Below are 22557 nucleotides of genomic sequence, written 5' to 3'. Positions count from 1 at the left end.
ACGACCTTTCATGGTGGACCGAGTGGTCCACCAATAGTAAAGGATGGGCAAAAACACTCAGGAGGGGAGCGGTTTGACCCAGCGCCGCCAGTGTTCCTCGGGCCCGTATCCGGCCGCGCTCCAGGCGTGCCGGGCGGTCTCGTTGCGCACCAGCACCATCGCGTCCGCGCGTCGCCCGCCCAGCGCCGTGAACCGCTCCTCGGCCGCCGCCAGCAGCGCCGAGCCGATACCCCGGCGCCGTCGCTCGGGGTGGACGGCGAGCCGGTAGAGATGGCAGCGCCAGCCGTCGAATCCCGCGATCACCGTGCCGACCAGCTCCTCGTCCTCCTCGGCCAGGATCAGCGCCTCGGCGTCGCGGGCGAGGAGCCGCTCCACCCCCTCCCGGTCGTCGCTGATGCTCGTGCCCTCGGCGGCCGTCTTCCAGAAGGCCAGCACGGTGTCCAGGTCGTCGGGCGCCGCGGCCCGTATCCGAAGATCAGACATACGACGATCACATCAGGTGGGATGCCCGCCGACCCGGAATTCCACGATCCGGACGGTCACCGGCCGCGCGGCAGGACACGGGGCTGCCGTTCGGCTCGCCGCGCGAGTGGGTGGACCACCTGCGGCGCACGGTGGAGGAGCTGGATGGGCTGCCGGGTTCCGCCGGGCCCCGGCCGCGGCCCGCGCAGCAGCCGCGGGTGCCGCTGTACATCGGCGGCAACGGTGACCGAAGCTCAGGCTGACCGCCGAACACGCGGGTGTGGCGCGTTGACGGGCGCGCGGACCGTGCCGTGCGGGACGACGGGGCGGCCGGGGCCGGTCGGCGCGGGGGAGCTGGACGAGCGGGTGGTGCGTACCGCGCGTTCGCGGCCGGCCGCAAGGAGCCCGCGGAGCCGAACCTGCTGATCCGGTCCGCCGTGATCGCCGGCGATGCGGAGGCGGCGGCCCGGCCGCTGCTGGAGCGGCTGATCGGCGCCGCAGAGCACGTGGCCGAACTCCTCGGCGCGGCGGCACTTCGCCCGCCACTCACCCGCGGACGACGGATCGAGCGAACCGACACCGCAGCGGAACCGGCGGGGAAACGACTCTCCGCGGTAGCAGGGGACTTCGCGGCCCCATCACTCGTGCGCGATCGCCGCCAGCACATTCATGCGTGAGGCACGCAGCGCCGGGAGCAGTGCGGCGACGACCCCGACGACCGCCGATCCGACCACCACCGCGACGATCGTCGACCACGGGACCGCCAGCGCCTTCATGCCCTGCAGGGCCAGCACCCGCTGCATGCACAGCCCCCACACGAGACCGAGGCCGAGCCCCAGCACCGCACCGAACACCGCGATGACCACCGACTCCAGGCGGATCATCCGTCGCAGCTGACGCCGGCTCAGCCCGATCGCCCGCAGCAGCCCGATCTCCCGGGTGCGCTCCACCACCGACAGCGCCAGCGTGTTCACCACACCGAGCACCGCGATGACGATCGCCAGCCCGAGCAGCGCGTACACGAGGTACAGCAGCACCGCGATCTGGTCGTGCACTAGTTTCTTGTAGTCGGCCTGGTCGCGTACCTGCACCTGCGGATACGCGGCCAGCGACCGCTCCAGCCGGGAGCGCAGCGCGTCGGGGCCCGTACCGGGGGCGGCGTTGACGTACAGCGCCGCGTCCTGGCCGCCGGGCACGTACCGCTCCACCGTGCCGATCCCGAGGAACAGCCCACCGCGCATGCCGAAGCCCTCGCTCGCCTCCTGGTCGGTGAGCGCGCCGACCCGCAGCTCGGTGCGGCGCCCGCCCGGGAACTCCACCGGCAGCACACTGCCCAGCCGGACGCCGTGGTCGCGCGCGAACCCGGAGTCCATGCCGATGCCGCCGGGGGCCAGCGCGCCCGCCGTGCCGCCCGCGGCGTACGTCAGGTGGGCGACGTCGTCGAGCCGCGGGTCGTAACCCGAAGCCGTCGAGACGACGCGCTGCCCGTCCGGCAGCCGCACGGCGACCGGCGCGAACCGCTGCCGTACGACCAGGCCCACGCCCTTCGTGGCGCGCACCTGGGCGGTGACGTCCTTGGAGAACGCCGTGTACCGGCCGCTCTGCACCACGAAGTCGGCGCCGAGCGTCTTGTCGATCCGCTCGTCGAACGAACGGGACATCGAGGCGCTCGCCACCGACAGGCCGCCGACCAGGGCGAGCCCGACCATCAGGGCGGCCGCGGTCGCCCCCGTCCGGCGCGGGTTGCGCAGGGCGTTGCGCTGGCTCATCCGGCCGACGGAACCGAACACGGCCGGGAAGGCCGCGCCGAGCACCCGGATCACCGGGCGCACCAGCAGCGGCCCCGCGACGACGGTCGCGATCAGGCTGAGGACCACACCGAGACCGAGCAGCGAGGCCGCCGTCGCCGTCCGGGACGACGCCGCGCAGCCCGCGAGCGCCGCCGCGCCCAGCGCGCCCACCACCGCCCCCGCGATCGCGCGCGCCTTCAGCGGCCGGCCCACCCCGGCGACCTCGGCGTCCTGCAGCGCCGTCATAGGGGAGACGGCGGAGGCCCGCCGGGCCGGGAGATACGCGGCGACGAAGGTGACCCCCACCCCGACGGCGTAGGCCGTCACCGGGGTCACCCAGCCGACGGCCATCCCGGCCGTCGTCAGATTCATCCCGAACGAGGCCATGAGGTGGATCAGACCCACCGCGAGTCCGATCCCGGCCGCCAGGCCCAGCGTGGAGCCCACCAGGCCGAGCAGGACGGCCTCGGTGAGCACGGAACGGCGCACCTGCCGCCGGTCTGCGCCCAGGGCGCGCAGCAGCCCCAGTTCGCGGGTGCGCTGGGCGATCAGCATCGAGAAGGTGTTGACGATCAGGAAGACGCCCACCAGCACGGCGATCCCGGCGAAGCCCACCATGACGTACTTGATGACCTTCAGGAAGGTGCCGAGCTGCTGCGCCGCCGACTTCGCCTGCTCACCAGCCGTCTTCAGGGTGTACGGCCCGCCCCCCAGCGCTGCCGCGACCTGGCGCTTGAGCACGGTGTCACGCACGCCGGGGGCCGCCGTGACGGAGATGGCGGTGGCGCGGTCGGCGGACCCGAGCAGCAGCCGGGCCGCGTGGGCCGGGTCGAGGTACAGCAGGGCCGAGCCGGGGTTGGTCGTGGTGAAGGTGGCGATGCCGACCACGCGGACCGTGAAGGTGCCCGGCTGCGCGAGCACGGTCAGCGTGTCGCCGATCCGCACGTGCTTCTTGCGGGCGGTGTCCGCGTCCAGCAGCGCCTCGTGCACTCCGTGCGGGGCGTGCCCGGAGGTGAGCCGGACGGGGCTGCGGTCGGTGACGTGCCAGTCCCGCGCGAGGGTGGGCGCGCCGGTGGTCGGGCTCACGGACTCCCGGCGGCTGTCGACGACGGTGATGTTCTGCACGCTCACGTCCGGGTGCGCCGAAGCGGCCCCCGGAGCCTTCGCCGCGCGGGCGGCGAGCGAGGCGGGCAGGGTCTGTACCGCGCCGCTGGGCCCCGAGGTGCGCAGGTCCTCCTTGGGCGCCACGGTGACGTCGGCGGCGGTGGAGGCGAAGAGCCGGTCGAAGGTGCGCGTGACCGTGTCGGAGAAGATCAGGCTGCCTGCGACGAACGCGACGGACAGCACGACCGCCAGCGCCGACAGCAGCAGGCGGCCCTTGTGGGCGAGGAAACTGCGCAGGGTGGCGCGGAGCACGGATCAGGCCTCCTCGACGGAAAGAGCGGTGTCGGCCTGGGCGCGCAGGGCGTCGAACCGCTTCATGCGCTCGAGCACCGCCTCCGCCGTCGGATGCTCCATCCGGTCCACGATCCGCCCGTCGGCGAGGAAGAGCACCACGTCGGAGTGGGCGGCCGCGCCCGGGTCGTGGGTGACCATGACGACGGTCTGGCCGAGGGAGTCGACGGCCTCCCGCAGGAACCCGAGCACCTCCAGGCCGGCCCGCGAGTCGAGGTTCCCGGTCGGCTCGTCCGCGAAGATCAGCTCCGGCCGGGAGACCAGCGCCCGCGCACACGCGACACGCTGCTGCTGGCCGCCGGAGAGCTGGGCCGGGCGATGGCCGAGCCGGTCGCGCAGACCGAGGGTGTCCACGACCCGGTCGAGCCACTGCCGGTCCGGCCGGCGGCCCGCGATGTCCATCGGCAGGGTGATGTTCTCCAGCGCGCTCAGCGTCGGGATCAGGTTGAACGACTGGAACATGAACCCGATCCGGTCCCGCCGCAGCCGGGTCAGCTCCCGCTCCCGCAAGCCCGTGATCTCGGTGTCGCCGAGCCACACTTGTCCGGCCGAGACGGTGTCGAGCCCCGCCAGGCAGTGCATCAGCGTGGACTTGCCGGAGCCCGAGGGGCCCATCACCGCGGTGAAGCGGCCCCTCGCGATGTCCACGTCCACCGCGTCCAGGGCGAGCACGGCCGCCTCGCCCTGCCCGTAGGCCTTGGTCAGCCCGCGGGCACGGGCCGCGGCGACGTCGGCCGGGGCGGAGCCGGGCGGGTGCTCCACAGCAATTCTGGACAAGGCTGCCTCCTCGTGGCGGCCCGGGACCGGTGGCTGATCCCGGGGCGGTCGTCCCCGGCCGAGCGTAGTGTGACCCGGCGCACACCTGGCACACGTCCCGGTCTCCCGCGCGCCCTTGCGGCTGCTAGCATCTCGGCGCTAGCGTCGAGGTATGGCGAAGACCCAGCTGAACGTGCGGGTGGACGAGGACACCGCCCGCGCCGCCCGGGAGCGTGCGCTGGCCCGCGGGATGAGCGTCAACCGCTACATCGAGGAACTGGTGCGTCAGGACGCCGGTGAGGCGGGGCGCACCTTCGTGGAGGCCGCCGCCGACTTCATGAAGAGCTATGCGTCGGTCTTCGCGGAGGAGTTCGGCGCCGACCGGGACGGCGCGAGGCGGGAGGGCCCGCGGGACGGGGCCCGGGAAGGCGGCGGCTGATCCGTTGAGCGGCCTCCGCATCGATCTCGCCTGGCTGCTGATGCTCGCCGAGCAGCAGACACCGGGAGACCCGCAGGTCACCGACTGGGGCGCGCTGGTCGCCGCCGTCGCCCGCCACCAGGCCGAGATCTTCGACGTCCCCGTCTACGACACCCCGTACGACCGCGCCGCCGCCCTGCTGCAACTGCTGATCCACGTGCCCGCGCTGGAGCGCTCCAACGCGCTGTTCGCCTCCGCCGTGGCCTACGCCTACCTGGTCGCGAGCGGACTGAAGGTCGTCACCTCCCCCGAGCAGGTGCGCGAACTGGCCCGGCTGGTCAAGAGCGGCGAGGCGTCCGTCGACGACATCGCTCGCGAGCTGCGGCAGTGGAGCGCGTGAGTCACTCCACCGGCCGCCACGCGGTGCCCAGCACGCAGTACGACGGCGGCAGCCTCGGGCCCTCCTCCGGCATCAGCACCTGCCGGTACGGCCCGAGTTCGAACCCGGCCGCGCGCAGGGCTGCCACCGGGTCGCGCGCGACGTGGCAGCCGCCGTTCAGCGCGGGCCACACCGTGCGGTCCAGGACCCGCTGGGTCAACCGCATCGCCGTGCCGCCGCCGGCGCCGTGCTCGAAGAAGCGGACCATCCCGCCCGGGCGCAGCACACGCCGCACCTCGGCCAGCGCGCGGGGCACGTCCCGCACGCTGCACAGCACCAGCGAGACCACCGCCGCGTCGAAGGCCTCGCTCTTGACCGGCAGCGCCTCCGCCGCGCCCGGCGCCACGTCGACCGGCACCTCGGCGCGCAGGGCGGCCTGCTGCGCCAACTGGCGCAGTGTGCGCTCCGGTTCGATGGCGACGACCTCGGCGACCGTCTCCGGGTAGTGCGCGAAGTTCAGCCCGTTGCCCGCGCCGACCTCGATCACCCGCCCGGACAGCCCGGCCAGCAGCCGTCGGCGGATGCCGGCCATGCCGACCCGGGACTCCATGGCGACGCTCACGCGGGCGTAGTAGCGGGCGAACAGCGGATGGTGGACGGCGTCAGGTGGCGCCTTGCCGGAGCCGGCGGCTCGCAACGGCATGGGAGACCTCCTCGGCAGGACGGGCCTTACGCCGATTCTCCCCCGCCCCGGCCGGACGCACCCCTTCCGAACCGGATCCCATCCGTTGTACGGCCCTGACCTGCCGCCCGCCGGACACGCGGGGCGGGGCGGGCCGGGGGCAGCCGTTGCGTCCCGGCGCGGTCAGGCGGCCGTGGGCGTCTCTGCCCGCGCCGCGTCCCCGCGTCCGCCCGGTCCCTGCCCGTCAGGGCGCCTCGCGGACCCGGAACGCCTCCGCGTCCCACGTACCGTCCAGGCGCGGGGCCAGCCAGCCGGGGGCAGCCGTGCGGAAGTCGGCCGGGGGCAGCGTGCCCGCGCGCTCCGGGAGGGCGCCGAGGAGGGGGGCGCCGGCCACGACCGGCAGGTCCTCCAGGTTGCAGCGCATGGCCAGGTCGGGTGTGCGGGGCCAGCTGCCGATCACCACGCCGAGCAGTTCCACGTCCCGTCGCCGCAGTTCCCGCGCGCTCAGTTCCGTGATGTTCAGCGTGCCGAGCGCCGGCGAGGCCACGAGCAGCACCGGCGCGCGCAGCAGCGCCGCCGCGTCCGCGAGCGTGCCGCCCGCCGCGTCGAACCGCACCAGCAGCCCGCCCGCACCCTCCACCAGCACGAGATCGTGCTCGGTGGCCAGCTTGGCGGCCACCTCGGCGATCTCCTGCGGATGCACCGGCGCACGGCCGGCCCGCCGCGCTGCGGTGGCCGGCGCCAACGGCTCCGGGTAGCGGGCGACTTCGGCCACCGTCACCGCGCCCGCGAGGTGCGCCACCTCGTCGGCGTCCCCGCGCTCGTCGGGGCCCACCCCGGTCTGCGCGGCCTTCAGCACGGCCACCGAGCGGCCGGCCGCGAGCGCCGCGGTCGCCACCGCCGCGGTCGCCACGGTCTTGCCGACGTCCGTGTTCGTGCCCGTGATCATCAGTACCGGCATGTCATCCCTCCCGAGCCGCCGCGCACACCGCGCGGCAGATCCGCGCCACGTCCGCGTCCGACGTGACGTACGGCGGCATCGTGTAGATCAGGTCGCGGAACGGCCGCAGCCACACGCCCTCGCGCACCGCGGCGCGAGTCGCGGCGGCCATGTCCACGGGGTGGTCCAGCTGGACGACGCCGATCGCGCCGAGGACCCGCACGTCCGTCACGCCGGGCAGGTCCGAGGCCGCCGCGAGCCCCTCGCGCAGTCCGGCCTCGATCCGCTTGACCTCGGCGAGCCAGTCCTGCCCGAGCAGCAGCTCGATCGAGGCGCAGGCGACGGAGGCGGCGAGCGGATTGCCCATGAACGTCGGCCCGTGCGCCAGCACCGGCACCTCGCCCCGCGAGATCCCGTCCGCCACGCGCGCGGTGCACAGCGTCGCCGCCATGGTCAGATATCCGCCGGTGAGCGCCTTGCCGACGCACATCACGTCCGGGGACACCGCCGCATGCCCGGCCGCGAACAGCGCGCCCGTGCGGCCGAACCCGGTCGCGATCTCGTCGAACACCAGCAGCACGTCGTGCGCGTCGCACGCTTCGCGCAGCACCCGCAGATAGGCGGGGGAGTGGAACCGCATCCCGCCCGCGCCCTGCACCACCGGCTCGACGACGACGGCGGCGAGTTCATGGGCGTGGCGCTCCACCATCGAGCGCAGATGCCCGGCGTACGCCTCGTCGTAGTCGGCGGGCGGTGCGTCGGCGAAGACCTGGCGCGGGAGGACGCCGGACCACAGCTCGTGCATGCCGCCCTCGGGGTCGCACACCGACATGGGCGTCCAGGTGTCACCGTGGTAGCCGCCCCGCCACGTCATCAGCCGGTGCTTCTCCGGGCGGCCGAGCGAACGCCAGTACTGCAGGCACATCTTGGCCGCGACCTCGACCGCGACCGAACCGGAGTCGGCGAGGAAGACGTGTTCCAGGCCGTCGGGCGACATGTCGACAAGGAGCTTGGCGAGCCGCACGGCGGGCTCGTGCGTGAGCCCGCCGAACATCACATGGCTCATCCGGCCCAGCTGTCGGGTCGCGGCCTCGTTGAGCACCGGGTGGTTGTAGCCGTGGATGGCCGACCACCACGACGACATGCCGTCGACCAGTTCACCCGAGCCGTCCGCGAGCTTCAGCCGTACCCCGCTCGCCGCCTCCACGGCGAGCGGTTCCACCTGCCCGGGCATCGGGCCGTACGGGTGCCACACATGCCGCCGGTCGAGCTCCAGCAGCTCGGGCACGCTCAGGTCAGGCATTGGGCGCGAGGTCCGTGCCCGCGCCGCGCCGGCGCACGGCGACGAGGTCCGTGCGGGGCTCGCCCGTCGCCGGCGCGGGGGCGGCCGTACCGCAGACGCCGCCGCCTTCGTGCGACCCGCAGCCGCCGGCCGAGGCGTGCGAGCCGCAGCCCTCCGCGCCCTCGTGCGACCCGCAGCCGCCCGCCGCCTTGTGCGACCCGCAGCCGCCGGCCGTGGCCGCCCGGTGCTCCGGCAGGGTCACCTCGCCGGCGCCCTCCACCTCGAACCCGGCGTCCGCGATCATCTCCAGGTCGGCCTTGCCGGCCTGGCCCTCGCTGGTCAGGTAGTCGCCGAGGAAGATCGAGTTGGCCAGGTTCAGTGCCAGCGGCTGCATCGTGCGCAGATGGACCTCGCGGCCGCCCGCGATGCGGACCTCCACGTCCGGGCAGACGAAGCGGACCATCGCCAGGATGCGCAGGCAGCGCTGCGGGGTGAGGTTCCACTCCTTGGCCAGCGGGGTGCCCTCGAACGGGATCAGGAAGTTCACCGGAACGGAGTCCGGGTCCAGCTCGCGCAGCGAGAAGACCACGTCCACCAGGTCCTCGTCGCTCTCGCCCATGCCGGCGATGAGGCCGGAGCACGCCGACAGGCCCGCCGCGTGCGCCTTGGTCACCGTGTCGACACGGTCGGCGTACGTGTGGGTGGTCGTGATGTCCGCGTACGTGCCCTCGGAGGTGTTGAGGTTGTGGTTGTAGGCGTCAGCGCCCGCCTCGCGCAGCCGCTCGGCCTGACCGTCGGAGAGCAGGCCGAGGCAGGCGCACACCTCGACGTCCTCGTTCTGCTCCTTGATCGTCTTGATGGTCTCGGAGACCCGGTCCACGTCCCGGTCGGTCGGGCCGCGTCCACTGGCCACCAGGCAGACCCGCTTGGCGCCGCCGGCCAGGCCCGCGGCGGCGGCCTGGGAGGCCTCGTCGGGCTTGAGCCAGGTGTACTTCAGGATGTCGGCCTTGGAGCCCAGGCGCTGCGAACAGTAGGAGCAGTCCTCGGGGCACAGGCCGGACTTGAGGTTGACCAGGTAGTTGAGTTTCACCCGTCGGCCGAACCAGTGCCGGCGCACCTTGCCGGCCGCGGCCACCACATCGAGCAGTTCGTCGTCGGTCGTGGCGAGGACGGCCAGGGCTTCCTCGCGGGTCGGCAGCTCGCGCCGCAGTCCCTTGTCCACCAGCGTGTTCAGCAGGTCCATGGGAGCTGATCCTGTCTTACGGGGGTAGGTCAGGCCAAGGAGAGTTCGCACAAACAAGGCCGTTCGAGGTGTGGGTATTGCCACATCCTGAGCTGCGGTGTGTCCCGCTAGTGTCTGTCCACTGCCTACAAATTCTCCGGAGGACCCATGGCGTTCGGCTGGATCGACGAGCAGGCGGACGCGCGCCGCCGTGCGGGACTTGTGCGCACCCTGCGTCCCCGCCCCGCCGACACGCCGCTGCTGGACCTGGCGAGCAACGACTACCTGGGTCTGGCCCGCCATCCGGAGGTCACCGAGGGCGCGGCACGGGCCGCGCGGACGTGGGGCGGCGGCGCGACCGGCTCCCGCCTGGTCACCGGCACGACCGAACTGCACACGGAGCTGGAACGTGAGCTCGCGCAGTTCTGCGGCTTCGAGGCGGCCCTCGTCTTCTCCTCCGGCTACGCCGCCAACCTCGCCGCGGTCACCGCGCTGGCCCCGCACGGCTCGCTGATCGTCTCCGACGCGGGCAACCACGCCTCCCTCATCGACGGCTGCCGGCTGGCCCGCGGCACCACCCAGGTCGTCGCGCACGCCGAGCCGGACGCCGTACGCAAGGCGCTCGGCACGCACGAGGGCACCGCGATCGCCGTGTCGGACACCGTGTTCTCGGTGGACGGCGACGCCGCGCCGCTGGCCGAGCTCGCCGCGGCGTGCCGGGAGTCCGGCGCGGGCCTGGTGGTCGACGACGCCCACGGCCTGGGTGTCCTGGGCGACGGCGGGCGCGGCGCGCCGCACGCGGCGGGGCTCGCCGGGGCGGACGACGTGGTCGTGACGGTGACGCTGTCGAAGTCGCTCGGCAGCCAGGGCGGGGCCGTGCTCGGGCCCGCGCGGGTGATCGAGCATCTGCTCAACGCGGCCCGGACCTTCATCTTCGACACCGGACTCGCCCCGGCCGCGGCGGGCGCAGCCCTCGCGGCCCTGCGGCTGCTGCGCCGCGAGCCGCAGCGGGCGGCGCTGGCGCGCACGGTGGCCGCCGAGTTGCACGCCCGGCTGACGGCCGCGGGTCATCAGGCGGTACGGCCGGACGCCGCCGTGGTCTCGGTGCGCGCCCCGTCCGCGGAGCTGGCCGTGCGCTGGGCGGCCGACTGCCGAACGGCCGGCCTGGCCGTGGGCTGCTTCCGACCTCCTTCCGTACCCGACGGCATCTCACGGCTCAGGCTGACCGCCCGTGCGGACCTGACCGGGGATCAGATCGAACGCGCTGTACAGGTGATCGGCGAGACGCGGCCATGAGTCGGCGTGCACGGCCGTGCCCTCGCCCGGTGTGTGCCGTGCTCAGTCGTGGCGCACGGCGGCCGTGAACGTCGCCCAGCTCCCGGGGGAGAAGAGCAGCGCGGGCCCGTCCGGGGCCTTGGAATCGCGTACGGCGAGCAGCCCGGCCCATGGCCCCGAGGCCGGCCGGGCTGTTTCGACGCAGTTGTTCGCTCCGGTGCTGTAGCTGCTGCGCTGCCAGCGCACGTCGCGCAGATCGGTACTGGAAAAGACGTCCCGAGGCAGTGCGGTCATGGTGCCTCCTTACGCGCCGTCACCTAGTGAGGCGATGAAATCCAACGAGTCCTCGGGGGAAAGGGCGTGGATCCGAAGGGAGTTGAAGGCCTCCGCGTAGGCCCCGAGGTCTTCTTTCCGTTCGAGGTAGAGGCTACTCGTCATGTTGTCGAGAACAACCACGTCCAGATCAGAAGTGCTCGGAAATGAGAAAATAACGAAAGGCCCGGTGATGCCGACATGCGCCCCCGCCGAGAACGGCAGCACCTGCAACCGCACCTGGGGCAGTTGCGCCGCCTGAAGCAGCCGCCGCAACTGCTGGGCCATCACCTCCGGACCGCCCACCTCCCGGCGCAGCACCGCTTCGTCCAGCACGGCGCTGAGCCTCAGCGGAGGATGCGCGTGCAGCACGTCCTGGCGGGCCAGACGCACCTCCACCAGCGCGTCCAGCCGCTCCTCGTCCACCGCGCCGACGGCCGCCCGGGTCACCGCGCGGGCGTAGGCGGGCGTCTGCAGCAGCCCCGGCACGACCGAGGTCTCCAGCGTGCGCATCGCGCTGGCCTGCGACTCCAGACTGATGAAGTCGCGGTACGTGGGGGGCAGCACCCCGCGGTAGGCATGCCACCAGTGCTCCCGGCCGCCGACCTGGGAGCCCGCCAGCACCAGCAGCAGGTCACGCAGTTCGTCGTCGTCGACGCCGTACGCGTCCAGCAGTAAGCGCACGTCGGACGGTTTCGCGCCACTCGAGCCGGTCTCGATCCGGCTGACTTTCGACTGGTGCCAGCCCACCAGCCGGGCCGCCTCCCCGCTGGTGAGTCCCGCCCGGGCGCGCAGCGCGCGCAGTTCGGCGCCCAGCTTCCGGCGGCGCACCGCGGGACCATGCTGCATGCGCCCCTCCTTACTCCGTCCGAGCCGCCCGGACACGGTCCGCCGTGGCAGAGTTCACCGCTTCGAGCGACAGATATATGCATAACTCGGTGGATCGCCTCCGGGAGCGGTGCGGTGATGGCAGTCTGGCGGCGAAGCACCAGTCCGGGACCGTACTCGAACCACCGGCTCCGTGCCGGACTGCGGTCCCGTGGGAAAGGGACGACGTCGCCATGGCAGACCACCTGGAAGCATCCATCACTCTGCCGAGCGATCCCGCCTCGGTGTCCGCGGCCCGCGGCTTCGTGGCCGGCACCCTGGCGGAATGGGGTCTGCCGTCGGACGCGGAGCTGGCGGACAGCATCCGGTTGATCGTCTCCGAACTGGCCACGAACTCCGTTCAGCACACGTTCGGGCAATCCCCGACGTTCACGGTGGACGTCGTGCTCGACCGCGACGAACTGCTGCGGATCGGCGTCACCGACAGTCACCCCCGCTTCCCCAAGCGGCTGCCGGCGGCCGTCCAGCAGGACAACGGCCGCGGCATGGTCATCATCCGCTGGCTGGCCGCCGAGTGCGGCGGCAGACTCCGCGTCCGCCCCACCCGCGAGGGCGGCAAGACGGTCGCCATCGAGCTGCCCTGGGCGCTCCCCCCGGAGCCGGTCCCCTCGCCGGGCCAGGCGGAACCGAAGCCACATCCCTGCTGAGCCGACGGCACGTCACATCGGCCCTATGGACCCCCCGCCGGGCGGCTGTCGTCGACGTCCGGCGGGGCGGCAGGAACGCGCTGAGCACGGCTGGGAGCCGCTGCCGGCCCTCCTCGGCTGAGCCACGGCGCGTCGGCGGACGGCACGACCGAGGAGGGCCGGCCGGTCAGCTCACCCGGCCGTACCAGACACTCCTGGTCCAGATCTTCTGCAGGCGCACCACGTCACCCGTCCTCGGGGCGTGCCAGATCTTGTTCTTCCCGGCGTAGATGCCGACGTGGTAGACGTTCGACCCCGAGTGGAAGAACACCAGGTCTCCGGCCTTACGGCTGCGGGCCGGGATGTGGCGCGTCCTGTTGTACTGCTGGGCGGCCGTACGCGGCAGCTTCTTGCCGGCCTTCTTGAACGAGTACAGCGTGAGTCCCGAGCAGTCGAACCGGCGCGGCCCGGTGGCGCCCCACTGGTACGGCGCGCCCTTCTTGGACGCGGCGATCTGCAGCGCCTTGGTCGCCGGCGTCGCGGCGGCGGCCTCCGAGGCGAGGCCCGGGACCACGATCGAGCCGCCCAACGCGGCGATGGTCAGGGCGGAAGCCGTTCCGGCCCGGGCCATGAGCGACGGGACACGATTGAGCGCAGTCATGCGCAACCCTTCGTCAGCCGCCTGTGAAGGATGACCTGTCGGATTCGGGCTGGCGAAGTAGCCCGGCCGCTGACGCGGCTTCACCCCAAGGGCAGCTCGGTCCGGTCGTGGCATGACCGTTCCGGCGACCCGTCGTGCTTGGGTCCTCCACTCCTGCCGATCCACTCCTGTCGACCGGTCATCCGGGCGGCGGCAGGACTCGGCGTCCGCCCGGATCGCCCCGCCGTTGTGGCGGGGGCTTGTCGTCAGTCAGGGATCTTGGCCCACAACTGTCCGAAAATCCCAACGGAACCGGGTATTTGTGGTGTTCCTCACCACTCACCCGTTCGGGTGGTTACCCCTGTGTTCGATGGGGAGTCCACTTGTCCGGCGAGCCCCGGACCAGCGGCGGAACCCTTCATTCCGCCCTCTCGCCCCGCCTCTTGCGCAACTCGGACCCCCCGAAAAAAAGGCGTGCGGATAGGCCGACAGTGGGTACGTCGTTCGGTCGGTTTGAACTCAGCTCGGGGCATACTCAACTCCCGTCCCGTGGCGGCACGGTGCGCTGGTGCATCAGCGTCAGCACGGCGCGCAGCGCCACCGCCTCGGCGACGAGCGCCCGCGCGGCACGCAGTCCCCGGTAGGTGTCGCGGGGCAGGCCGAATTGATCCGCCGAGCAGGTCGACGACCTCCAGATAACGGTCGATCAACTCACGCTCTGCTTGGGTGTGGGCGGGCAGTGGCGGAAGGCCGGGGGTCTGGAGCGACTCGAGGAGCTGCGGGAGGCGGAGGGGTCCGCGCAGGAGCAGACGGTCAGTCCGTCTCGGCAGGGCGCCCACTGACCCGGCGGTCCTCGTCGGGTATGGGGACGGTCTACCGCCGGTCATGTGATCATCAAAGGCTGGTTAACGTCGTTGAAACTCTGGCGGGCTAGCCTCCCGACCCATGCCACCAGGGGCTTTTCTGCCCGCAATTGAGCGCGGTCGGGAAATTTGTCTGTGTGTTACACCTGTCCCGTCGCGGTGGCTGCGGCAGCCGGACCCCGCACGGTCCGGAGCAAGGACTGTGAGGTGGGACGTGCAACTGACCCCGCACGAGCAGGAGAGACTGCTCATCCATGTGGCGGCCGATGTGGCCGACAGGCGCCGGGCCCGCGGCCTCAAGCTCAACCACCCCGAAGCGGTCGCCCTCATCACCTCCCACATCCTCGAGGGCGCCCGGGACGGCCGCACCGTCGCCGAGCTGATGGCCACCGGACGCAAGCTGCTCACCCGGGACGACGTCATGGAAGGCGTCGCCGAGATGATCCACGACGTACAGGTCGAGGCCACCTTCCCGGACGGGACCAAGCTCGTCACCGTCCACGAGCCGATCATCTGACGGGGGACCCGCCATGATTCCCGGAGAGATCCTCTTCGCCGAGGACCCCGTCGTGTGCAACGAAGGGCTCGAGGTCACCCGGCTGACCGTCCTCAACGCCGCCGACCGTCCCGTCCAGGTCGGCTCCCACTACCACTTCGCCGAGGCCAACCCCGGCCTGGAGTTCGACCGTGCCGCCGCCCACGGCAAGCGGCTGAACGTCGCCGCCGGCACCGCCGTGCGCTTCGAGCCGGGTCTGCCGGCCGACGTCGAACTCGTCCCCCTCGCCGGTGCCCGCGTGGTGTCCGGCCTGCGCGGCCAGGTCGGAGGTGCCCTCGATGCCTGAGATCTCCCGCGGCGCCTACGCCGACCTGTTCGGCCCGACCACCGGCGACCGCATCCGGCTCGCCGACACCGACCTGCTGATCGAGATCGAGGAGGACCGCTCGGGCGGCCCCGGACGCTCCGGCGACGAGGCCGTCTTCGGCGGCGGCAAGGTCATCCGCGAGTCCATGGGCCAGTCCCGGGCGACCCGCGCGGACGGCACCCCCGACACCGTGATCACCGGCGTCGTCATCGTCGACCACTGGGGTGTGATCAAGGCCGACGTCGGCATCCGCGACGGCCGCGTCACCGGCATCGGCAAGGCCGGCAACCCCGACACCATGGACGGCGTCCACCCCGACCTCGTACTCGGCCCCGAGACCGAGGTCATCGCGGGCAACGGGCGTATCCTGACCGCCGGCGCCATCGACGCGCACGTGCACTTCATCTGCCCCCAGGTCGCCGACGAGGCCCTCGCCTCCGGCATCACCACCCTCGTCGGCGGTGGCACCGGACCCGCCGAGGGCTCCAAGGCGACCACCGTCACGCCCGGACCCTGGCACCTCGCCCGGATGTTCGAGGCGATGGAGGCCTACCCCGTCAACGTCGGCTTCCTCGGCAAGGGCAACACCGTCTCGCACGAGGCGATGCTGTCCCAGATCCGCGGCGGAGCCGCGGGCCTGAAGATCCACGAGGACTGGGGCGCGACCCCGGCCGTCATCGACGCCGCGCTGACCGTGGCGGACATGACCGGCGTGCAGGTCGCCATCCACACCGACACCCTCAACGAGGCCGGTTTCGTCGGCGACACGCTCGCCGCGATCGCCGGGCGCGGCATCCACTCGTACCACACCGAGGGTGCGGGCGGCGGGCACGCACCGGACATCATGACGGTCGTCTCCGAGCCGCACGTGCTGCCCAGCTCGACCAACCCGACCCGGCCGTTCACCGTCAACACCGTCGAGGAGCACCTCGACATGCTGATGGTCTGTCACCACCTCAACCCGGCCGTCCCGGAGGACCTGGCGTTCGCCGAGTCCCGGATCCGGCCCTCCACCATCGGCGCCGAGGACGTTCTGCACGACCTGGGCGCGATCTCGATCATCTCCTCCGACTCCCAGGCCATGGGCCGGGTCGGCGAGGTGATCATGCGCACCTGGCAGACCGCGCATGTGATGAAGCGCCGCCGCGGCGCCCTGCCCGGCGACGACCGCGCCGACAACCAGCGGGTACGTCGCTATGTCGCCAAGTACACGATCAACCCGGCGCTCGCCCAGGGCATGGCCCACGAGATCGGGTCCGTGGAGACCGGCAAGCTCGCCGACCTGGTGCTGTGGGAGCCGGCGTTCTTCGGCGTCAAGCCGCTGCTCGTGATCAAGGGCGGTCAGATCGCCTACGCGCAGATGGGCGACGCCAACGCCTCCATCCCCACCCCGCAGCCGATCCTGCCCCGCCCGATGTACGGGGCGATCGGCCGGGCGCCGGCGTCGAACTCGGTCAACTTCGTCGCCCCGCTCGCCCTCGAGGACGGGCTGCCGGAGCGGCTGGGCCTCGGCAAGCGGTTCACCGCGATCGAGTCCACCCGCGGCGTGAGCAAGGCGGACATGCGCAACAACGACGCCCGCCCGCGCGTGGACATCGACCCCGACAGCTTCGCCGTACACGTCGACGGAGAGCTGGTGGAGTCCACACCCGCCACCGAGCTGCCCATGGCCCAGCGGTACTTCCTCTTCTGACGGCCGCGCGATGACACGAGCAGCACTACTCGTCCTGGCCGACGGCCGGTTCCCCGCCGGAGGGCACGCGCACTCCGGCGGGGCCGAGGAAGCGGTCCGGGCCGGACGGATCACCGACGCGGCCGGCCTGGAGCGGTTCTGCCGCGGCCGGCTGCACACCACGGGCCTGGTGTCCGCCGCGCTGGCCGCGGCGGCCGCCCTGGGCGCCGACCCCGCCACCCTCGACGCGGCGGCCGACGCCCGCACCCCCTCACCGGCGCTGCGCACCGCCGCGCGCAAGCTCGGCCGGCAGCTCATGCGGGCCGCGCGGGCGACCTGGCCGTCCGCCGATCTCGACGCCCTCGCGGCGCGGTTCCCCAAGGGCGCCCACCAGCCGGTCGTGCTCGGCCTCACGGCGCGCGCGGCCGGATGCGGGCCGGACGACGCCGCGTACTGCGCCGCCTACGAGAGCGTGGGCGGGCCGGCTTCGGCGACCGTGCGGCTGCTGAGCCTGGACCCGTTCGACGCCACGGCCGTGCTGGCGCGGCTGGCGCCGGAGCTGGACCGGGTCGTCGAGCGGGCCGTCCGCGCCGCCCGCCGGGTCGCCGACGAGGGTGTCGACGCCCTCCCGGCGGCCTCCGCCCCGCTGCTGGAGATCGGCGCCGAGGCCCACGCCGGCCGGCCGGTCCGCCTGTTCGCGTCCTAGCGCACGCGAACCACAGCACCGCCCGCCGGGGCCACCCCCACCGTCCCGGCGCACCCCGAACCACAGGAGCCGTACATGCACCTCGACCACTCCCACGACGGCCCCGCCGCCGTCAGCGCGGACGCCCGCCGCCCCGACGGCAGCCGCCGCGCGCTGCGCGTCGGACTCGGCGGCCCCGTCGGGTCCGGCAAGACCGCCACCGTCGCCGCGCTGTGCCGGGCCCTGCGCGACGAGCTGTCCCTCGCCGTCGTCACCAACGACATCTACACGCGGGAGGACGCCGAGTTCCTGCTGCGCGAGGCGGTCCTGCCGCCGGAGCGGATCGCCGCCGTGGAGACCGGCGCCTGCCCGCACACCGCGATCCGCGACGACATCTCCGCCAATCTGGAGGCCGTGGAGGACCTGGAGGACGAGGTCGGCCCGCTCGACCTGATTTTGGTGGAGTCCGGCGGTGACAACCTCACCGCGACCTTCTCCAAGGGCCTGGTCGACGCGCAGATCTTCGTCATCGACGTGGCAGGCGGCGACGACATCCCGCGCAAGGGCGGCCCGGGCGTCACCACGGCCGACCTGCTCATCGTCAACAAGACCGACCTGGCGCCGTACGTCGGCTCCGACCTCGCCCGGATGGCGGCCGACGCCAAGGCGCAGCGCGGTGACCTGCCCGTGGTCTTCCAGTCCCTGCGCGGCGAGAAGGGCGTCGGCGACGTCGCCGCCTGGGTGCGCGGCCGGCTCGCCGCGTGGACGGCGTGACGCCGACGGGGGCCGGGGCGGCCACCCGGGCAGCGGGCGCGACCTGCCCTGCCGCCCGCCCGGACGGCGACACGGTGCCCGGCGCGGGCAGGGCCACCCACGCCGACCGGAGGAGCGCCTACCGGGTCCGGGCCGTCGCCCGGGTCCACGCCCGGCCCGCCGGGCGCGGCGGCACCGCGCTGCCCGTGCTGGAGGGTGAGGGGCCGCTCGCGCTGCGCCGCACCCGCGGCGCCGGTGACGCGGCGCGGGTCCTGCTGGTCGGCGCGATGAACGCCCCGCTCGGCGGCGACCACCTCACCGTCGCCGCCGATGTGGCCGCCGGGGCCCGGCTGAGCTTCGGCTCGGCCGCCGCCACCATCGCGCTGCCCGGCGCGAGGGGCGGGGAGGCCCGCTACGACGTGGAGCTGCGCGTGGCCGACGGCGGCGAGCTGGTGTGGCTGCCGGAGCCGCTGATCTCGGCCGCCGGCAGTGAGTTGGCCGTCACGACCCGGCTGGACCTGGCCCCGTCCGCCCGGCTGGTCTTCAGGGAGGAACAGATCCTCGGCCGGGCCGCCGAGCAACCCGGCCGGCTCTCCAGCCGTCTCACCCTGCGGATCGGCGGGCGCACCGTCCTCGACCAGGAACTGGCCTGCGGTCCCGGCGCGCCCGGCGGCTGGGACGGACCGGCCGTGCTGGCCGGACACCGGGCCGTCGGACAACTCCTCGTCGCGCGGCCGGAGTTCTCCGACGCACCCGTGCCGGCGATGACGGTGGGGGAGGGATGCGCCGTCGTCCCCCTGCCCGGGCCGGCCGCGCTCGTCACCGCCGTCGCTCCCGATGGGCTGCTGCTGCGCCGCGCGCTGGACGCGGCACTGGCGCTCGTCGAACGGCCCGCGACCCCGGTCCGCTGAGCGGTACACGATTTTCCGGTTATCGGATTGGCAAAGAAGGTCAACAAGCCCTGTTCTCAGAGCCCTTACAGCAGCAAGGATCCCCTTACCTGTCGTCACGAGGTACTCACAAGGTACGGGGAGGCTCTACTTGAGGGACATCAGAGCGAAGAAGCGGAACGCGACGCTCGGTTCGGCGAGTGTCGTCGCCGCAGCCACCCTGATAGCCGGCGCGTTCGCCGCGCCCGCGGCGAACGCCAGCGCCGGGCACGGACAGGACCGCGAGGCCCGAGGGGCCGCGATCGCCGCCGCCCGGGCCGCCCAGGCCGGCATCGATTGGCAGGACTGCCCGGCCGACTGGGGCCTGGCCAAGCCGATCCAGTGCGGCTGGGTCAGCGTGCCGCTCGACTACGCGCACCCCTTCGGCAAGCAGATCAAGCTCGCCGTCGACCACATCGGCAACACCGGGACCAAGCAGGAGCGCCAGGGCGCGCTCGTCTACAACCCCGGCGGCCCCGGCGGGTCGGGCATGCGCTTCCCGGCCCGCGTCACCGCCAAGAACCCGATCTGGGCCAACGTGGCCAAGGCCTATGACTTCGTGGGCTTCGACCCCCGCGGTGTCGGCCACTCCGCGCCCATCTCCTGCGTCGACCCGCAGGAGTTCGTCAAGGCGCCCAAGATGGACCCGGTGCCCGACTCGGAGGCCGACAAGCTCGCCCAGCGCAAGCTGGCCCGCGAGTACGCCGACGGCTGCTTCGAGCGCAGCGGCGAGATGCTGCCGTACATGACCACGCCGAACACCGTGCGCGACCTGGACGTCATCCGCGCCGCGCTCGGTGAGAAGAAGCTCAACTACCTGGGCGTCTCCTACGGCACCTACATCGGCGCCGTCTACGGCACGCTCTTCCCCGACCACCTGCGCCGCATGGTCGTGGACAGCGTGGTCAACCCCGCGCGTCAGAACATCTGGTACCAGGCCAACCTGGACCAGGACGTCGCCTTCGAGGGCCGCTGGAAGGACTGGGAGGACTGGGTCGCCAAGAACGACGCCGCCTTCCACCTCGGCACCACCCGCGACGCCGTCCAGGCCAAGTGGCTCGAGCTGCGTGCCACCGCGAAGAAGAGCCCCATCGGCGGGGTCGTCGGCCCGGCCGAGCTGATCTCCTTCTTCCAGAGCGCCCCGTACTACGACTCCTCGTGGGTGCCGGTCGCCACGGTGTTCGGCAAGTACTTCGCGGGCGACACCCAGGCTCTCGTCGACGCCGCGGCTCCGGACATGTCGGACACCGCGGGCAACATCTCCGCGGAGAACGGCAACGCCGTCTACACGGCCGTCGAGTGCGCCGACGCCAAGTGGCCCACCAGCTGGCGCAAGTGGGACCGCGACAACACGCGGCTCAACCAGGACTACCCGTTCATGACCTGGGCGAACGCCTGGATGAACCTGCCGTGCGCCACCTGGCACACCAAGCAGCAGACCCCGGTGAACGTCAAGACCGGCAAGGGCCTGCCGCAGGTGATGATCGTGCAGTCCACCAATGACGCCGCCACCCCGTACGCCGGCGCCGTCGAGCTGCACAAGCGGTTCCAGGGCTCCCGCCTGATCACCGAGCAGGGCGCGGGCTCGCACGGTGTGACCGGTCTGGTCAACTCCTGCATCAACACCCGGGTCGACGCCTACCTGCTCACCGGCAGGCTGGACGCGGCCGACGTGACGTGCGGCCCGCACGCCACGCCCAAGCCGTAAGGCCTACGACGACGAGGGGCGGCCCCGGCCGACGGGGCCGCCCCTTTTCACGCCCTGAACCAGGCGTCCTCCGCCGCGTAGTCGAACAGCTCGGGGTAGGCCCGGGCGAGCAGCGGGAACTCCTCCCGCCAGTCCCGGCCCGTCAGCCGTTCCACCAGCCAGTCCACCGACGCGCGCACGCTCTCGGCGTACGGCGCCCCCGGGACGTACCCCAACTCCCGTGCGGCGGCGGACATGTCGCACACCAGCGGCCACTGGGTCGACCACGGAGTGCGGCCCACGGACGGCGAGGGCGGCGCACCGTCCAGGAGTACCGTGTCGGTCTCCACCCCCATCGCCGCGTCCACCGCTGCTCCGATCTCGGCCACGGTGGGTGCCTCGGGGTCGCAGGCGTTGAGCACCCGCGAGCCCGGACGGGCCGCCGCGAGCCGTACCAGTTCGGCGATCGTGCCCGCGCCCGACGGATGGAACCGGCTCTCGCCCCGGTGGGCCAGCACCCGGCGGCGCCGGCCGTCCAGGTTCCGCTTGACGAAGTACAGTTCGCGCGGGAGCGGACTGTACGGCCCGTGCACCGCAGCCGGGCGCAGCAGCGTCGTCGGCAACCTGTCGCCCGCTGCGAGCAGTTCGCGCTCCAGCGCCACCTTCCCGGTGCTGTAGGAGGCCTCTCCCGGTGCCACCGTCGGCTGCTCCTCGGTCAGCGGCACCGGGTAGCACGGGAAGCCGTCGGGACTGTCCTGCGTGTCGAAGGAACGGCCCCGGTCGTCCTCGTACACCGCCACGCTGGAGACCACCACCGCCGAGCCGACCCGGCCGGCCAGCGCGGTCAACTGCCGTGCGTGCCGCGCCCCGTAGGCGACCAGGTCGACCACCAGCTCGCAGCCGTCGCCGACCGCCGACGCCAGCGCCCCGTCGTCCTCCCGGTCCAGCCGCGAAGGCCGCACCCCCTCGGGCCATCCGGCGTCCCGGCCACCGCCACGCGAGGCGGCCAGTACCTCCCAGCCGTCCTCCGCCAAAGCCCGTACCGTCGGGCGTCCGATCTGGCCCGTCGCTCCGATCACCAGCGCACGTTTCATGCCCCGACCGTAAGGCGCCCGGCCCCGCCCCGGCACGGGTGTTCTGCCGACGGCAGAGGTCAGCTCAGCGGCATCCGCGGGAAGCGGCGCCCGCCGCTCTCGGCCTGCTGCGCCTTCACCACGGCCGCGTACTCGTCGACGTACTCCTGTTCCGACAGCGACAGGATGGCGTACATGATCTCGTCGGTGACGGCACGCAGGATCGCCTTCTCGTTCTCCATGCCGGCGTACCGGGAGAAGTCCAGCGGCTCGCCGAAGCGGATCACCACCGGGTGCAGCCGGGGCAGCTTCCGGCCGGGCGGCTGCGCCTCGAACGTGCCGATCATCGCGCACGGCACGACCGGCACCCCGGCCCTGAGCGCCATCACCGCCACGCCCACCTTGCCCTTGTACAGCCGGCCGTCGTGCGAGCGGGTGCCCTCGGGGTAGATGCCGAGCAGCTCGCCCTCGCGCAGCACGCCGAGCCCCTCCCGGATGGCGGCCTGTCCCGCCTCCTTGCCGGAGCGGTCGACCGGGATCTGGCCCGCGCTGCGGAAGAACCCCGCGATCAGCCGCCCCTTGAGCCCTGGGCCGGTGAAGTACTCGGCTTTCGCCAGGAACGTGATGCGCCGCTTGAGCACCGCCGGCATCAGGAAGTGGTCCGAGAACGACAGGTGGTTGCCCGCGACGATCGCCGCACCGGACTCCGGGACGCGCTCCAGGCCCTCGATGCGCGGGCGGAACAGCACTCTCAGCAGCGGACCCAGCAGCACGTACTTGAGCAGGAAGTAGAACACGGCTCTCTCCTCTGCAGGTCAGTGCGGGGATCACGGCAACTGGCCCATGCGCACCTGTAGTCATCTGTAACCAGGTACGCCAGGTCTCATGCTGACCCGTAGCCGAGC

At 72.8% G+C, this 22557-nt stretch carries 23 protein-coding genes, 1 pseudogene and 1 riboswitch; of the genes and pseudogenes, 11 read left to right on the top strand and 13 right to left on the bottom strand.

What is annotated here, in order from left to right:
* Nucleotides 1–57: 57 nt before the first annotated feature.
* From ACF1GV_RS20410 to ACF1GV_RS20400, 3 genes are all read right to left on the bottom strand, one after another.
* Complete coding sequence (locus ACF1GV_RS20410; RefSeq protein WP_391682676.1) at nucleotides 58–483, bottom strand: GNAT family N-acetyltransferase; 426 nt, start codon at nucleotides 481–483, stop codon at nucleotides 58–60.
* 617 nt (nucleotides 484–1100) lie between these two features.
* Nucleotides 1101–3668, bottom strand: a complete 2568-nt coding sequence (locus tag ACF1GV_RS20405) for an ABC transporter permease (RefSeq protein WP_391682673.1) — start codon at nucleotides 3666–3668, stop codon at nucleotides 1101–1103.
* Between the two features lie 3 nt (nucleotides 3669–3671).
* A complete protein-coding gene (locus ACF1GV_RS20400) occupies nucleotides 3672–4484 on the bottom strand; it encodes an ABC transporter ATP-binding protein (RefSeq protein ID WP_391682671.1) in 813 nt (270 codons plus the stop codon).
* Nucleotides 4485–4635: 151 nt separating this feature from the next.
* Between ACF1GV_RS20400 and ACF1GV_RS20395 the strand changes: the two genes are divergently transcribed.
* Both ACF1GV_RS20395 and ACF1GV_RS20390 read left to right on the top strand, forming a co-directional pair.
* The gene (locus ACF1GV_RS20395) at nucleotides 4636–4902 is read left to right on the top strand and encodes an antitoxin (protein WP_391682668.1); all 267 of its coding nucleotides are present in this window, start codon (nucleotides 4636–4638) and stop codon (nucleotides 4900–4902) included.
* 4 nt (nucleotides 4903–4906) lie between these two features.
* Complete coding sequence (locus ACF1GV_RS20390) at nucleotides 4907–5281, top strand: fic family toxin-antitoxin system, toxin component (protein ID WP_391682665.1); 375 nt, start codon at nucleotides 4907–4909, stop codon at nucleotides 5279–5281.
* Between the two features lies 1 nt (nucleotide 5282).
* On the opposite strand, the gene ACF1GV_RS20385 is transcribed toward ACF1GV_RS20390, so the two are convergent.
* The 4 genes from ACF1GV_RS20385 to bioB form a co-directional block, all read right to left on the bottom strand.
* Nucleotides 5283–5963, bottom strand: coding sequence for a class I SAM-dependent methyltransferase (locus tag ACF1GV_RS20385; protein ID WP_391682662.1), 681 nt, complete (start codon nucleotides 5961–5963; stop codon nucleotides 5283–5285).
* 223 nt (nucleotides 5964–6186) lie between these two features.
* On the bottom strand, nucleotides 6187–6903 hold the full coding sequence (bioD, locus tag ACF1GV_RS20380) for a dethiobiotin synthase (RefSeq protein ID WP_391682659.1): 717 nt from the start codon (nucleotides 6901–6903) through the stop codon (nucleotides 6187–6189).
* Nucleotide 6904: 1 nt separating this feature from the next.
* Nucleotides 6905–8185 (bottom strand): adenosylmethionine--8-amino-7-oxononanoate transaminase, encoded by a 1281-nt coding sequence (locus ACF1GV_RS20375; protein WP_391682657.1) that lies wholly within the window; start codon nucleotides 8183–8185, stop codon nucleotides 6905–6907.
* A complete protein-coding gene (gene bioB / locus ACF1GV_RS20370; protein WP_391682655.1) occupies nucleotides 8178–9407 on the bottom strand; it encodes a biotin synthase BioB in 1230 nt (409 codons plus the stop codon). Before bioB ends, ACF1GV_RS20375 begins: the two co-directional genes overlap by 8 nt.
* Before the next feature lie 147 nt (nucleotides 9408–9554).
* Between bioB and ACF1GV_RS20365 the strand changes: the two genes are divergently transcribed.
* Complete coding sequence (locus ACF1GV_RS20365) at nucleotides 9555–10682, top strand: 8-amino-7-oxononanoate synthase (protein ID WP_391682653.1); 1128 nt, start codon at nucleotides 9555–9557, stop codon at nucleotides 10680–10682.
* Nucleotides 10683–10724: 42 nt separating this feature from the next.
* On the opposite strand, the gene ACF1GV_RS20360 is transcribed toward ACF1GV_RS20365, so the two are convergent.
* Both ACF1GV_RS20360 and ACF1GV_RS20355 read right to left on the bottom strand, forming a co-directional pair.
* A complete protein-coding gene (locus ACF1GV_RS20360) occupies nucleotides 10725–10955 on the bottom strand; it encodes a DUF397 domain-containing protein (RefSeq protein ID WP_391682650.1) in 231 nt (76 codons plus the stop codon).
* Between the two features lie 9 nt (nucleotides 10956–10964).
* Nucleotides 10965–11822 (bottom strand): helix-turn-helix domain-containing protein, encoded by an 858-nt coding sequence (locus ACF1GV_RS20355; RefSeq protein WP_391682647.1) that lies wholly within the window; start codon nucleotides 11820–11822, stop codon nucleotides 10965–10967.
* A 212-nt stretch (nucleotides 11823–12034) separates the two neighbouring features.
* Between ACF1GV_RS20355 and ACF1GV_RS20350 the strand changes: the two genes are divergently transcribed.
* On the top strand, nucleotides 12035–12508 hold the full coding sequence (locus tag ACF1GV_RS20350) for an ATP-binding protein (protein ID WP_363265589.1): 474 nt from the start codon (nucleotides 12035–12037) through the stop codon (nucleotides 12506–12508).
* A gap of 166 nt (nucleotides 12509–12674) precedes the next feature.
* On the opposite strand, the gene ACF1GV_RS20345 is transcribed toward ACF1GV_RS20350, so the two are convergent.
* Together ACF1GV_RS20345 and ACF1GV_RS20340 are read right to left on the bottom strand one after the other, a co-directional pair.
* On the bottom strand, nucleotides 12675–13148 hold the full coding sequence (locus ACF1GV_RS20345; RefSeq protein ID WP_391682645.1) for a C40 family peptidase: 474 nt from the start codon (nucleotides 13146–13148) through the stop codon (nucleotides 12675–12677).
* Nucleotides 13149–13151: 3 nt separating this feature from the next.
* Nucleotides 13152–13363: riboswitch (cyclic di-AMP (ydaO/yuaA leader) on the bottom strand.
* A gap of 326 nt (nucleotides 13364–13689) precedes the next feature.
* A pseudogene (locus ACF1GV_RS20340) lies at nucleotides 13690–13930 on the bottom strand (hypothetical protein); the annotation flags it as partial.
* Nucleotides 13931–14204: 274 nt separating this feature from the next.
* Here ACF1GV_RS20340 and ACF1GV_RS20335 point away from each other — a divergent pair.
* From ACF1GV_RS20335 to ACF1GV_RS20305, 7 genes are all read left to right on the top strand, one after another.
* Nucleotides 14205–14507 carry an urease subunit gamma gene (locus ACF1GV_RS20335; protein ID WP_391682642.1) on the top strand — a complete coding sequence of 101 codons (303 nt, stop codon included), beginning with the start codon at nucleotides 14205–14207 and terminating at the stop codon, nucleotides 14505–14507.
* Nucleotides 14508–14520: 13 nt separating this feature from the next.
* Complete coding sequence (locus ACF1GV_RS20330) at nucleotides 14521–14832, top strand: urease subunit beta (protein WP_391682640.1); 312 nt, start codon at nucleotides 14521–14523, stop codon at nucleotides 14830–14832.
* A complete protein-coding gene (locus ACF1GV_RS20325; RefSeq protein WP_391682637.1) occupies nucleotides 14825–16546 on the top strand; it encodes an urease subunit alpha in 1722 nt (573 codons plus the stop codon). Before ACF1GV_RS20330 ends, ACF1GV_RS20325 begins: the two co-directional genes overlap by 8 nt.
* Nucleotides 16547–16556: 10 nt before the next feature.
* Nucleotides 16557–17231: an urease accessory protein UreF gene (locus tag ACF1GV_RS20320; protein ID WP_391682635.1), complete on the top strand. Its 675-nt coding sequence runs from the start codon at nucleotides 16557–16559 to the stop codon at nucleotides 17229–17231.
* 75 nt (nucleotides 17232–17306) lie between these two features.
* A complete protein-coding gene (ureG, locus tag ACF1GV_RS20315; protein ID WP_363265583.1) occupies nucleotides 17307–17984 on the top strand; it encodes an urease accessory protein UreG in 678 nt (225 codons plus the stop codon).
* Between the two features lie 74 nt (nucleotides 17985–18058).
* Complete coding sequence (locus tag ACF1GV_RS20310) at nucleotides 18059–18874, top strand: urease accessory protein UreD (RefSeq protein WP_391682963.1); 816 nt, start codon at nucleotides 18059–18061, stop codon at nucleotides 18872–18874.
* 130 nt (nucleotides 18875–19004) lie between these two features.
* Nucleotides 19005–20600, top strand: a complete 1596-nt coding sequence (locus ACF1GV_RS20305; protein WP_391682632.1) for an alpha/beta hydrolase — start codon at nucleotides 19005–19007, stop codon at nucleotides 20598–20600.
* Between the two features lie 47 nt (nucleotides 20601–20647).
* Here ACF1GV_RS20305 and ACF1GV_RS20300 read toward each other — a convergent pair whose 3' ends face one another.
* Nucleotides 20648–21673, bottom strand: a complete 1026-nt coding sequence (locus ACF1GV_RS20300; RefSeq protein WP_391682629.1) for an NAD-dependent epimerase/dehydratase family protein — start codon at nucleotides 21671–21673, stop codon at nucleotides 20648–20650.
* Between the two features lie 59 nt (nucleotides 21674–21732).
* Complete coding sequence (locus ACF1GV_RS20295; protein WP_391682626.1) at nucleotides 21733–22449, bottom strand: lysophospholipid acyltransferase family protein; 717 nt, start codon at nucleotides 22447–22449, stop codon at nucleotides 21733–21735.
* Nucleotides 22450–22557 lie beyond the last annotated feature (108 nt).

The organism is Streptomyces sp. NPDC014006, assembly GCF_043088925.1.
GTDB lineage: Bacteria > Actinomycetota > Actinomycetes > Streptomycetales > Streptomycetaceae > Streptomyces.
This window is presented reverse-complemented; position numbering and strand designations above follow the sequence as displayed.

Bases quoted from the DNA above. Each gene is read 5' to 3' on its own strand.
- ACF1GV_RS20410 (WP_391682676.1), bottom strand. From the start codon at position 483: ATGTCTGATCTTCGGATACGGGCCGCGGCGCCCGACGACCTGGACACC.
- ACF1GV_RS20395 (WP_391682668.1), top strand. From the start codon at position 4,636: ATGGCGAAGACCCAGCTGAACGTGCGGGTGGACGAGGACACCGCCCGC.
- ACF1GV_RS20385 (WP_391682662.1), bottom strand. From the start codon at position 5,963: ATGCCGTTGCGAGCCGCCGGCTCCGGCAAGGCGCCACCTGACGCCGTC.
- bioD (WP_391682659.1), bottom strand. From the start codon at position 6,903: ATGCCGGTACTGATGATCACGGGCACGAACACGGACGTCGGCAAGACC.
- ACF1GV_RS20375 (WP_391682657.1), bottom strand. From the start codon at position 8,185: ATGCCTGACCTGAGCGTGCCCGAGCTGCTGGAGCTCGACCGGCGGCAT.
- bioB (WP_391682655.1), bottom strand. From the start codon at position 9,407: ATGGACCTGCTGAACACGCTGGTGGACAAGGGACTGCGGCGCGAGCTG.
- ACF1GV_RS20365 (WP_391682653.1), top strand. From the start codon at position 9,555: ATGGCGTTCGGCTGGATCGACGAGCAGGCGGACGCGCGCCGCCGTGCG.
- ACF1GV_RS20360 (WP_391682650.1), bottom strand. From the start codon at position 10,955: ATGACCGCACTGCCTCGGGACGTCTTTTCCAGTACCGATCTGCGCGAC.
- ACF1GV_RS20355 (WP_391682647.1), bottom strand. From the start codon at position 11,822: ATGCAGCATGGTCCCGCGGTGCGCCGCCGGAAGCTGGGCGCCGAACTG.
- ACF1GV_RS20350 (WP_363265589.1), top strand. From the start codon at position 12,035: ATGGCAGACCACCTGGAAGCATCCATCACTCTGCCGAGCGATCCCGCC.
- ACF1GV_RS20345 (WP_391682645.1), bottom strand. From the start codon at position 13,148: ATGACTGCGCTCAATCGTGTCCCGTCGCTCATGGCCCGGGCCGGAACG.
- ACF1GV_RS20330 (WP_391682640.1), top strand. From the start codon at position 14,521: ATGATTCCCGGAGAGATCCTCTTCGCCGAGGACCCCGTCGTGTGCAAC.
- ACF1GV_RS20325 (WP_391682637.1), top strand. From the start codon at position 14,825: ATGCCTGAGATCTCCCGCGGCGCCTACGCCGACCTGTTCGGCCCGACC.
- ACF1GV_RS20320 (WP_391682635.1), top strand. From the start codon at position 16,557: ATGACACGAGCAGCACTACTCGTCCTGGCCGACGGCCGGTTCCCCGCC.
- ureG (WP_363265583.1), top strand. From the start codon at position 17,307: ATGCACCTCGACCACTCCCACGACGGCCCCGCCGCCGTCAGCGCGGAC.
- ACF1GV_RS20300 (WP_391682629.1), bottom strand. From the start codon at position 21,673: ATGAAACGTGCGCTGGTGATCGGAGCGACGGGCCAGATCGGACGCCCG.